The sequence below is a fragment of the Pseudomonas sp. NBRC 111124 genome, assembly GCF_001320245.1.
Taxonomy (GTDB): Bacteria; Pseudomonadota; Gammaproteobacteria; order Pseudomonadales; family Pseudomonadaceae; genus Aquipseudomonas.
In genome coordinates this window covers 161,505-172,774 of record NZ_BCBA01000013.1, presented here as the reverse complement: position 1 = coordinate 172,774, position 11,270 = coordinate 161,505, and the positions used below count along the sequence as shown (strand labels likewise).

Annotated in this window: 12 protein-coding genes; all 12 read left to right on the top strand. The window is 63.7% G+C overall.

The features are described 5' to 3' along the window. The first annotated feature begins 2 nt into the window (after window positions 1–2). The gene (gene fliE / locus APH28_RS07400) at window positions 3–335 is read left to right on the top strand and encodes a flagellar hook-basal body complex protein FliE (protein WP_060508304.1); all 333 of its coding nucleotides are present in this window, start codon (window positions 3–5) and stop codon (window positions 333–335) included. Between the two features lie 15 nt (window positions 336–350). Continuing rightward, window positions 351–2,126: a flagellar basal-body MS-ring/collar protein FliF gene (gene fliF, locus APH28_RS07395; protein ID WP_060508303.1), complete on the top strand. Its 1,776-nt coding sequence runs from the start codon at window positions 351–353 to the stop codon at window positions 2,124–2,126. Beyond that, window positions 2,119–3,138 (top strand): flagellar motor switch protein FliG, encoded by a 1,020-nt coding sequence (gene fliG, locus APH28_RS07390; protein ID WP_060508302.1) that lies wholly within the window; start codon window positions 2,119–2,121, stop codon window positions 3,136–3,138. The genes fliF and fliG overlap by 8 nt, the downstream gene beginning before the upstream one ends. A 54-nt stretch (window positions 3,139–3,192) precedes the next feature. Beyond that, window positions 3,193–3,957, top strand: coding sequence for a flagellar assembly protein FliH (gene fliH, locus APH28_RS07385; protein ID WP_060508301.1), 765 nt, complete (start codon window positions 3,193–3,195; stop codon window positions 3,955–3,957). Continuing rightward, the gene (gene fliI / locus APH28_RS07380; RefSeq protein ID WP_060508300.1) at window positions 3,947–5,305 is read left to right on the top strand and encodes a flagellar protein export ATPase FliI; all 1,359 of its coding nucleotides are present in this window, start codon (window positions 3,947–3,949) and stop codon (window positions 5,303–5,305) included. Before fliH ends, fliI begins: the two co-directional genes overlap by 11 nt. A gap of 6 nt (window positions 5,306–5,311) precedes the next feature. Further along, window positions 5,312–5,764 (top strand): flagellar export protein FliJ, encoded by a 453-nt coding sequence (gene fliJ / locus APH28_RS07375; protein ID WP_060508299.1) that lies wholly within the window; start codon window positions 5,312–5,314, stop codon window positions 5,762–5,764. A 71-nt stretch (window positions 5,765–5,835) separates the two neighbouring features. Beyond that, window positions 5,836–6,141: an STAS domain-containing protein gene (locus tag APH28_RS07370; RefSeq protein WP_060508298.1), complete on the top strand. Its 306-nt coding sequence runs from the start codon at window positions 5,836–5,838 to the stop codon at window positions 6,139–6,141. 8 nt (window positions 6,142–6,149) lie between these two features. Further along, a complete protein-coding gene (locus APH28_RS07365; protein ID WP_060508297.1) occupies window positions 6,150–7,841 on the top strand; it encodes a fused response regulator/phosphatase in 1,692 nt (563 codons plus the stop codon). Between the two features lie 60 nt (window positions 7,842–7,901). Continuing rightward, entirely contained in the window at window positions 7,902–8,249 is a 348-nt protein-coding gene (locus tag APH28_RS07360) for an Hpt domain-containing protein (RefSeq protein WP_060508296.1), read from the top strand. Window positions 8,250–8,320: 71 nt separating this feature from the next. Then, window positions 8,321–9,625: a flagellar hook-length control protein FliK gene (locus tag APH28_RS07355; RefSeq protein WP_060508295.1), complete on the top strand. Its 1,305-nt coding sequence runs from the start codon at window positions 8,321–8,323 to the stop codon at window positions 9,623–9,625. Window positions 9,626–9,771: 146 nt separating this feature from the next. Then, complete coding sequence (fliL, locus tag APH28_RS07350) at window positions 9,772–10,269, top strand: flagellar basal body-associated protein FliL (protein ID WP_060508294.1); 498 nt, start codon at window positions 9,772–9,774, stop codon at window positions 10,267–10,269. 9 nt (window positions 10,270–10,278) lie between these two features. Beyond that, window positions 10,279–11,247 (top strand): flagellar motor switch protein FliM, encoded by a 969-nt coding sequence (gene fliM / locus APH28_RS07345; protein ID WP_060508293.1) that lies wholly within the window; start codon window positions 10,279–10,281, stop codon window positions 11,245–11,247. Window positions 11,248–11,270: the final 23 nt, after the last annotated feature.

Sequence of the window (11,270 nt, the reverse complement as noted above, 5' to 3'; positions counted from 1 at the left end):
TCATGAGCCAAGGTGTTGAATTCAATCGTCTAATGTTGGACATGCGGGCCATGCAGGCCGATGCCATGTCGTTGCCCAAAGCCACCGTCGCCCCTGAGCTGGCGCCTGGCCAAAGCACCTTTGCCGACATGCTCGGCCAGGCCATCGGCAAGGTCAACGAGACCCAGCAGGCGTCCACCCAGCTGGCCAATGCCTTCGAGATCGGCAAGAGCGGCGTCGACCTGACCGACGTGATGATTGCCTCGCAGAAAGCCAGCGTGTCCATGCAGGCGTTGACCCAGGTACGCAACAAGCTGGTCCAGGCGTACCAGGACATCATGCAGATGCCGGTTTGAGGACGGAAGTAAGTCATGGCTGAAGCAGTCGTCGATAACGCCCCCGCCAAGAGCGGTGCGCCAGGTTCCAAGCCAGCGCGGTTGAATCTGGCGTTCCTGGAGAACATCTCGCAGATGCCCATGCTGCGTCAGGTCGGCCTGCTGGTCGGGTTGGCGGCGAGCGTGGCGATCGGCTTCGCCGTGGTGCTGTGGTCACAGCAGCCGGATTACCGGCCGCTGTACGGCAGCCTGGCCGGCATGGACACCAAGCAGGTCATGGATACCCTGGCCTCCGCAGACATTCCCTATCATGTCGAGCCCAACTCCGGTGCTCTGCTGGTCAAGGCCGACGACCTCTCCCGTGCGCGCCTGAAACTGGCAGCTGCTGGCGTGGCGCCGAGTGATGGCAATGTCGGCTTCGAACTGCTCGACAAGGAGCAAGGGCTGGGTACCAGCCAGTTCATGGAAGCCACCCGTTATCGCCGCAGCCTGGAAGGTGAGTTGGCGCGTACCGTGTCCAGCCTGAACAACGTCAAGGCCGCACGCGTGCACCTGGCGATCCCGAAAAGCTCGGTATTCGTGCGTGACGAGCGCAAGCCAAGCGCCTCGGTGTTGGTGGAACTGTACCCGGGTCGTTCGCTGGAGGCGGGTCAGGTCATGGCCATCGTCAACCTGGTCGCGACCAGTGTGCCCGAACTGGACAAGTCGCAGGTCACCGTGGTCGACCAGCGTGGCAACCTGCTCTCCGAGCAGTTGCAGGACACCGCACTGACCATGGCCGGCAAGCAGTTCGACTACAGCCGCCGCATGGAAGGCATGCTCACCCAGCGTGTGCACAACATCCTGCAGCCGGTGCTGGGCAATGACCGCTACAAGGCAGAGGTGTCTGCTGACCTGGACTTCAGCGCGGTCGAGTCGACCTCCGAACAGTTCAACCCGGACCAGCCGGCACTGCGCAGCGAGCAGGCGGTCAATGAACAACGTGCCAGCAGCCAGGGCCCGCAGGGCGTACCAGGCGCGCTGAGCAACCAACCGCCAGGCCCGGCGTCGGCGCCGCAAACCACCGGCGGTGCCGCCGGCCCGGCGGCGGCCATCCAGCCTGGCCAACCGCTGGTGGATGCCAACGGCCAGCAGATCATGGACCCGGCCACTGGCCAGCCGATGCTGGCACCGTACCCGTCGGACAAGCGTGAGCAGACCACCAAGAACTTCGAGCTGGACCGTTCGATCAGCCATACCCGCCAGCAGCAGGGTCGCCTGACCCGCCTGTCGGTGGCGGTGGTGGTCGACGACCAGGTCAAGGTCGATGCCAGTGGCGAAACCACCCGTGCCCCATGGGGTGCCGAAGACTTGGCGCGCTTCACACGCCTGGTGCAGGACGCGGTGGGCTTCGACGCCAGCCGTGGCGACAGCGTGACGGTGATCAACGTGCCGTTCGCCGCCGACCGTGGCGAAGAGATCGCCGATATCGCGTTCTACCAGCAGCCGTGGTTCTGGGACATCGTCAAGCAGGTGCTGGGCGTGCTGTTCATCCTGGTGCTGGTGTTCGGCGTGCTGCGCCCGGTGCTCAACAACATTACCGGTGGCGGCAAGCAGGCTGCTGCAGATGGCGACATGGAACTGGGCGGGATGATCGGTCTGGATGGCGAACTGGCCAACGACCGTGTCAGCCTCGGTGGCCCGTCAAGCATTCTGTTGCCGAGCCCTACCGAGGGTTACGAAGCACAGCTCAACGCAATCAAAGGCCTGGTGGCCGAAGACCCGGGCCGCGTAGCCCAGGTCGTCAAAGAGTGGATCAACGCCGATGAGTGACAATCGAGCCATTACCGCCAAGCTGAGCCGTGTCGACAAGGCCGCGATCCTGCTGCTGTCGCTTGGTGAAACCGATGCTGCACAAGTGCTGCGGCACATGGGCCCGAAAGAAGTGCAGCGGGTCGGTGTGGCCATGGCGCAGATGGGCACCGTGCACCGCGATCAGGTCGAGCAGGTGATGAGCGAGTTCGTCGAGATCGTCGGCGACCAGACCAGCCTGGGCGTGGGCTCCGACGCCTACATCCGCAAGATGCTCAACCAGGCCCTGGGCGAGGACAAGGCCAATGGCCTGGTCGACCGCATCCTGCTCGGTGGCAACACCAGCGGTTTGGACAGCCTCAAGTGGATGGAGCCGCGCGCCGTGGCCGATGTGATCCGCTACGAGCACCCGCAGATCCAGGCCATCGTGGTTGCCTACCTCGACCCCGATCAGGCCGGCGAGGTCTTGAGCAACTTCGACCACAAGGTGCGCCTGGACATCGTCCTGCGCGTCTCGTCGCTCAATACTGTGCAGCCGGCGGCGCTCAAGGAGCTGAACCAGATCCTCGAGAAGCAGTTCTCGGGCAACTCCAATGCTGCGCGCACCACCCTGGGCGGCATCAAGCGCGCTGCGGACATCATGAACTTCCTCGACAGCTCCGTGGAAGGTGCGTTGATGGATGCGATCCGCGAGATCGACAGCGACCTGTCGGAGCAGATCGAAGACCTGATGTTCGTCTTCAACAACCTGGCCGACGTCGACGATCGCGGTATTCAGGCGCTGTTGCGCGAAGTGTCGTCCGACGTGCTGGTGGTGTCGCTCAAGGGCGCCGACGAGCGGGTCAAGGACAAGATCTTCAAGAACATGTCCAAGCGTGCCTCCGAGTTGCTGCGCGACGACCTCGAGGCCAAGGGCCCGGTGCGTGTCAGCGACGTGGAAACGGCGCAGAAGGAAATCCTCACCATCGCCCGCCGCATGGCCGAGGCCGGCGAGATCGTGCTCGGCGGCAAAGGTGCCGAGGAAATGATCTGATCCACAGGCCCTTGCGAGACACAGGGGCCTTGTTGGTTTTGAGTACTTGAGAACATGCCCACCAAAGAATCCCATCCCAGCGACCTGATCCGCGCCCGCGACCTCGAGGGCGTCGATGTCTGGACGCTGCCCAGCTTTGACCCGGAACCGGAGCCTGAGCCCGAGCCGGAACCGCCAGTCGTCGAGGAAGAAGTCGAGGAAGTGCCGCTGGAAGAAGTCCAGCCACTGACGCTCGAAGAGCTCGAGGCGATCCGCCAGGAGGCCTACAACGAAGGCTTTGCCACTGGCGAGCGCGAGGGTTTCCACAGCACGCAGCTGAAGGTGCGTCAGGAGGCCGAGGAAGCGCTTGCGGCCAAGCTGGCCAGCCTGGAGCAGCTGATGGGGCATCTACTGGAACCGATCGCCGAGCAGGACTCGCAGATCGAACGCAGCGTGGTGCACCTGGTGGCGCATATGGCGCGCCAGGTCATCGGCCGTGAATTGCGCAGCGACTCCAGCCAGATTACCCAGGTACTGCGCGAGGCCCTGAAGCTGTTGCCGATGGGCGCCGACAACATCCGCATCCACCTCAATCCGCAGGACTTCGAACTGGCCAAGGCCTTGCGCGAACGCCATGAGGAGCACTGGAAGCTGCTCGAAGACGAAGCCCTGCTGCCAGGCGGCTGCCGGATCGAGACCCTGCACAGTCGCATCGACGCGACCATGGAAACCCGCATCGAGAAGGCCGTGGCGCAGTTGTTCGACCAGCTGCACGACCAGGCCCTGCACCCGGCGGCAGCGGACCTGTCGGTCGAACTGGACGCCAGCGATGCGCCTTGATCGCACCAGTTTCGGCAAGCGCCTGGGCGGCTACGCCGAGGCGATCGAGCTGCCGGTACAACCGGTGGTCGAAGGCCGCCTGCTACGCATGGTCGGCCTCACCCTCGAAGCCGAAGGCCTGCGCGCAGCGGTAGGTGGGCGTTGCCTGGTGATCAATGACGACAGCTACCACCCGGTGCAGGTCGAGGCCGAGGTGATGGGCTTTGCCGGCAACAAGGTGTTCCTGATGCCGGTGGGTAGCATTGCCGGTATCGCGCCAGGTGCGCGCGTCGTGCCGCTGGACGACAGTGGCCGCCTGCCCATGGGCATGAGCATGCTCGGCCGGGTGCTCGACGGTGCCGGACGCGCCCTCGACGGCAAGGGCGGCATGCGTGCCGAGGACTGGGTGCCGATGGATGGCCCTGTGATCAACCCGCTCAACCGGGATCCGATCAGCAAGCCGCTGGACGTCGGCATTCGCAGCATCAACGGCCTGCTTACTGTCGGCCGAGGCCAGCGCCTGGGCCTGTTTGCCGGTACCGGTGTGGGTAAGTCGGTGCTGCTGGGCATGATGACCCGCTTCACCGAAGCAGACATCATCGTGGTCGGCCTGATCGGTGAGCGGGGCCGTGAAGTCAAGGAGTTCATCGAGCACATCCTCGGCGAGGAGGGGCTCAAGCGTTCGGTGGTGGTGGCATCGCCTGCTGACGATGCGCCGCTGATGCGCTTGCGCGCAGCCATGTACTGCACGCGCATTGCCGAGTACTTCCGCGACAAGGGCAAGAACGTCCTGCTGTTGATGGACTCGCTGACCCGTTTCGCCCAGGCGCAGCGCGAAATTGCCCTGGCCATCGGCGAACCGCCGGCCACCCGCGGCTATCCGCCATCGGTGTTCGCCAAGCTGCCCAAACTGGTGGAGCGCGCCGGTAACGGCGAGGCCGGTGGCGGCTCGATCACCGCGTTCTACACCGTGCTGTCCGAGGGTGACGACCAGCAGGACCCGATCGCCGACTCGGCGCGGGGTGTGCTCGACGGCCACTTCGTGCTGTCGCGGCGCCTGGCCGAGGAGGGCCATTATCCGGCCATCGACATCGAAGCCTCTATCAGCCGGGTCATGCCGCAGGTGGTGGATGCCGACCACTTGCGCCAGGCCCAGAAATTCAAGCAACTGTGGTCGCGCCTGTCGCAGAGTCGCGACCTGATCAGCGTCGGTGCCTATGTGGCTGGCGGCGACCCGGAAACCGACCTGGCGATTGCCTTGCAGCCGCGGCTGGTGGACTTCCTGCGCCAGGGCCTGGACGAGAATGTCGGCATGGGCCAGAGCCGTGACGAGCTGGGGGCGATCTTTACGCCGCCGGCTAAGGGCTGATAACGCATGAGCCTGCCCAGTCGCGCTGCCCGCCTGGTCCCTGTGGTCAACATGGCCGAAGAGGCCGAACGCAAGGCCGCCCAGCGGGTGGGGCAGTTCCAGCAGCAGGTGCTGCAGGCCCAGGCGAAGCTGGCCGAGCTGGAATCGTTCCGCGAGGGGTATCAGGCGCAGTGGATCAATCGTGGCGGGCAGGGGGTGAATGGCAGCTGGCTGCTCAACTATCAGCGCTTCCTGACGCAGCTTGAGACAGCCATGACCCAGCAGCGGCAGAGCCTGGTCTGGCATGAGAACAACCTGAAGAATGCCCGTGGCACCTGGCAGCAGGCCTACGCCCGGGTGGAAGGGCTTCGCAAGCTGGTGCAGCGCTACATGGACGAGGCGCGCCGCGCCGAAGACAAGCGCGAACAGCGTTTGCTGGACGAGCTGTCGCAGCGCTTGCCCAGGCAGGGCCACCCGTAACCTTGATAGACCAGCCGCGGGCTGCTAAACCTTGAAGAGTTGCATTCGCCATCATCGAAGGAATCGCTAGCATGGCAGTCGAGACTGATTTTTCGCAGGACGGGAAAAAGCTCACGATCAAGGTCAAGGGACGCTTCGATTTCGGCAAGCATCAGGAATTTCGTGATGCCTACGAACGCCAGCCGAAAAAGCCCGACTCGGTGGTGGTCGATCTGAAGGACGCCACTTATCTGGACAGCTCCGCGCTGGGCATGCTGCTGTTGCTGCGCGACCATGCCGGCGGTGACGATTCGGACGTGCGCGTGGTGCATGCCAGTTCCGACGTGCGCAAGATCCTGGCCATTTCCAATTTCGAAAAACTGTTCGATATCAGTTGAGTGCCCAGATGCCGGCCGAACAGGCGTTGACCGTGCTGGTGGCTGAAGACGGGGCGGTCGACCGCCTGCTGCTGGCGCAGATCGTTCGTCGCCAAGGTCACCATGTATTCACTGCGGAGAATGGTGAGCAAGCCGTCGCACTGTTTGCCGAAAAGCGCCCGCAACTGGTGTTGCTCGACGCCTTGATGCCGGTGATGGATGGCTTCGAGGCCGCGCGGCAGATCAAGGCACTGGCCGGCGAGGCGCTGGTGCCGATCATCTTCCTGACCTCGCTGAACGAGGAGGATGCCCTGGTGCGTTGCCTGGAGGCCGGGGGTGACGACTTCATGGCCAAACCCTACAGTGCGGTAATCCTCGGCGCCAAGATCCGCGCCATGGACCGCCTGCGTCGCTTGCAGGCAACCGTGCTCGAGCAGCGTGACCAGATCACTCGCCATCATCACCATCTGCTCAACGAGCAGCGGGTGGCCAAAGCGGTGTTCGACAAGGTCGCCCACTCCGGCTGCATCACGGCGCCGAACATCCGTTACTTGCAGTCGCCCTATGCCCTGTTCAATGGCGACTTGCTGCTGGCTGCCTTCACCCCGGCCGGTGACATGCACGTGCTGCTCGGCGACTTCACCGGCCACGGCCTGCCCGCCGCCGTCGGCGCCATGCCGCTGGCGGAAGTGTTCTACGGCATGACCGCCAAGGGCTACGGCCTGGCCCAGATGCTGCGCGAGATGAATGCCAAGCTCAAGCGCATCTTGCCAGTGGACATGTTCTGCTGCGCGCTGCTGCTCAGCATGAGCGTGCAGCGCGGCGCGGTGGAGGTGTGGAATGGCGGCATGCCGGATGGCTACCGCCTGTCGGCCGACGGCGCAGTGCTTGGCTGCCTGGAATCGCGGCACCTGCCGCTGGGCATTCTGGCCCCCGATCGTTTCGACGACAGTACCGAAGTACTGCCGCTGGCTGCAGGGGAGCGGCTGTTGCTGCTGTCCGACGGCGTGGTCGATACCGCGGACGAGCAGGAGCGCCTGTTCGGTGTCAGGCGTTTGCGCCAGGTGCTGGCCGCCAATCGCGAGCCGGCGCAGCTGTTCGACGAGGTGATGCAGGCCCTGGAGCGTTTCGGCGGACGCCCCCGGGATGACATCAGCCTGTGCGACATCCGCATGTTCAGCGCCGAGGACCGGGTGCCAGCGCCTACCCTGTATTCCGACAGCGGGCGCTCCAGCCCGCTGGACTGGTCGCTGGGGTTCGAATTGCGTGGCGAAAGCCTCAAACGCTTCAATCCGGTCCCTTACCTGGTGCAGTTGTTACAGGAAATCCATGGCCTGCGGCCGCGTACCGGTGCTTTGCACAGTGTGCTTAGCGAGCTGTATTCCAATGCCCTGGAGCACGGCGTGCTGGGCCTGGATTCAAAGCTCAAGCGTGATGTGCAGGGTTTTGCCAACTACTATCAGGAGCGGGCACGGCGCCTGGAGGCTTTGGTCGAAGGTTTCGTGCGCATCGACCTGAAAGTGGAACCGTCAGGGCTGGGTGGGCGTCTGACTATCGAGGTTCGCGACAGCGGCGCGGGGTTCGATGTGCGCAGCGTGCTGTCGCGCCCGCCCCTGGAGCAGGATCTGAGCGGGCGCGGGCTGAACCTGGTGCAACGGCTTGGCAGCCGTGCCGGGTGGAGCGAAGGGGGCCGCTGTGCCCGCGTTCAGTTCGATTGGTGATGCGTCTGGAGGGCCGCGGGGCGGCTCAGGCATAATTCGGCTTGATCAAGGAGTGAACAAGTGACTGACATGCATATTGACCACAAAGTGCTCAGCGACCTGCAGGAGGTCATGGAAGATGGCTACCTGCTGCTGCTGGAAACCTTTCTGGAAGACTCGGAACGGCGTTTGAGCCAATTGCATGAGGCCAAGAGCGCCGATGAGCTCGGCATGGCCGCGCACAGTTTCAAGGGCAGCAGCAGCAACATGGGCGCTGTTGGGCTGGCGCAGTTGTGCCAGCAGCTTGAAGAGCGCGTAAAAGAGCGGCCGCTGTATGGTATCGAAGACTTGATCAACCGAATCGACCAGGAGTACGTGGAAGTAAAGTGCTTCTATGACGGTGAGCGTGACCGCGTTTCGGCGAACTGATGTCAAGTTGGCGCGACTTTTGCCTCTCCATGGCCAGATGATATTCCAGTTTCTGGCGCGGAGATCGCTCAATGCCTGTTGCACCCAACCCTTTATTGCAAGCCAACACCCTGAGCAAGCCGTCGAGCGCTGGCTCCTCGCGGGTGGACAAGCCGCTGCAGGCGGCGGGCGGGCAGGGCGGTGGCTTTGATCAGGTCATGGCCGGGCAGGGGCGTGACAAGGTGCCAGCTCGCAATGACAAGGTTGCTCAGCCCAGCCCCAAGGACAAGCCTGACGTTGCCCAGGGCGGCAAGCAGCAGGCCGCCGATAAACCGGCGGTTGCCGATGACGGCAACAAATTGCCAGCAGACGATTTTGCCGCCGCCCCCGCGACCGCCCCTGTCACCGCCAGCGATTCGGGCTCGCTCGATGCCAATCTGGTGGCGGGCCAGGTGACCGATGCGCAGCCTGGCGCGCAGCTTCTGCAGGCCCAGGCCGAAGCGGTGGCGCCCGTGTTGCAGGCCGCCATTGCGCAGCCGCCCGTGGCAGAGGTTGCCGAGCCATTGCCTGAGGAGGCCGAGGCCTTCGATCCGGATGCCGATCCTTTGGCCAACCTGCCGACCTTGCGTCTGGCCCTGGAGCAGAACGCCCAGGCCAAAGGCACGACTTCGGCGCATGCTGCCGACCCTTCCAAGGCGCAGTCCGATGACGGTCAGGTGGCCGTCAATCCGTTGGCGACCCTGCTCGACAAGGTCGAGGGCGAAGCGGGCAAGTCAGAGACCGGTGACAAGGCTTTCGGTGCCTTGCTCGAAGATGGGCTCAAGGACACCAAGAACGCCAACAGCGATACCCGCGTCGACGACTTCGCCAACCGCCTGGCCAACCTGACCCAGGCGGTAACCGCCAAGACCGCCAATGCGCTGCCGGTCAACGCCAACCCGTTGCACCAGCCCTTGCAGATGAACCAGGGCGCATGGGCCGAAGGCCTGGTCAACCGGGTCATGTACCTGTCCAGCCAGAACCTCAAGTCAGCGGATATCCAGCTGGAGCCGGCCGAACTCGGGCGCCTCGATATCCGCGTCAATGTCGCGACTGACCAGCCCACTCAGATCACCTTCGTCAGTGGCCATGCCGGCGTGCGTGATGCGCTGGACAGCCAGGTGTATCGCCTGCGCGAGCTGTTTGCCCAGCAAGGTTTGGCGCAGCCGGACGTCAATGTCGCCGACCAGTCGCGCCAGCAACAGCAGCAGGCGCAGCAGGATGGCTCGCAGCTGTCCGGTGTGGCCGCGCGCCGGGCGCAGGGTGGTGAAGGTGAGCAGGGCGGGCTGGGCGAAGCGTCCCGACCGGGTGAACAGCAGGTGGTCATTGGTGACAGTGCCGTCGATTACTACGCCTGATTTTTTCGTTGGCTGTGCCGGCCCTTTCGCGGGTTTACCCGCGAAAGGGTCGGCACATGAAAAACACATCCTGACAAATCTGGCATAACACTTGCTCAAGCCACGTCATCCTCCTTTGAAACCCCGATGGACGACGGATTATTGGCATGGCGAAGAGCGACGCAGTGAAAGACCCCGCCGCAAAAGGCAAACTCAAGCTGATCCTGCTGCTGGTGCTGGCCCTGTTGCTGGCGGTCGGCCTGTCGGTCGGTGCCACTTGGTTCATCATGCACAAGAATGAATCGGCACCTGCCCCCGAGGCGGCCGCTAGCAATGTGAAGGCCCCCGCGATCTATGTGCCGCTGGCCCCTGCCTTCGTGGTCAACTTCAACCAGAACGGCCGCCAGCGCTACATGCAGTTGAGCATCACGATGCAAGGCCGTAACCAGGCCGACCTGGATGCCCTCACGGTACACATGCCGGTGATCCGCAACAACCTGGTGATGATGTTCTCCGGGCAGGGTTTCGACACCTTGGCGGCCAGTTCGGTGGGCCAGGAGATGCTGCGTCAGAAAGCCACCGCGGTGGTTCAGGAAGTGGCGCAGAAGGAAGTCGGCAAGCCGGTGGTCGACCAGCTGCTGTTCACCAATTTCGTATTGCAGTAGGAGTCCGCAATGGCCGTACAGGACCTGCTGTCCCAGGATGAGATCGATGCCCTGTTGCATGGCGTCGACGATGGGCTGGTACAGACCGAGAGCGTTGCCGAGCCTGGCAGCATCAAAAGCTATGACCTGACCAGCCAGGATCGGATCGTGCGGGGTCGCATGCCGACCCTGGAAATGATCAACGAGCGGTTCGCCCGCTACACCCGCATCAGCATGTTCAACCTCTTGCGGCGTTCGGCCGACGTGGCGGTGGGCGGCGTGCAGGTGATGAAGTTTGGCGAGTACGTGCATTCGCTGTACGTGCCGACCAGTCTCAATCTGGTCAAGATCAAACCGTTACGCGGCACCGCGCTGTTCATTCTCGATGCCAAGCTGGTGTTCAAGCTGGTAGACAACTTCTTTGGTGGTGACGGCCGTCATGCCAAGATCGAAGGCCGCGAATTCACCCCCACCGAGCTGCGCGTGGTGCGCATGGTGCTGGACCAGTGCTTCGTCGACCTCAAGGAAGCCTGGCAGGCGATCATGCCGGTCAACTTCGAGTACATGAACTCCGAGGTCAACCCGGCCATGGCCAACATCGTCGGGCCGAGCGAAGCGGTGGTGGTATCGACCTTCCACATCGAACTGGACGGTGGTGGTGGTGACCTGCATGTGACCATGCCGTATTCAATGATCGAGCCGGTGCGGGAAATGCTCGATGCCGGCTTCCAGTCCGACCTCGACGACCAGGACGAGCGTTGGATCAAGGCCCTGCGCGAGGACGTGCTGGACGTCTCCGTGCCGCTCACCGCCACGGTTGCCCGCCGCCAGCTGAAGCTGCGTGACATCCTGCACATGCAGGCCGGCGACGTGATCCCGGTGGAGCTGCCCGAGCACCTGGTGCTGCGCGCCAATGGCGTGCCGTCGTTCAAGGCGCGCCTGGGCTCGCACAAGGGCAACCTGGCCCTGCAGATCATTGACCCGATCGAACGCCGCTGACGGCGCGCCGGTCGCTCTTAACG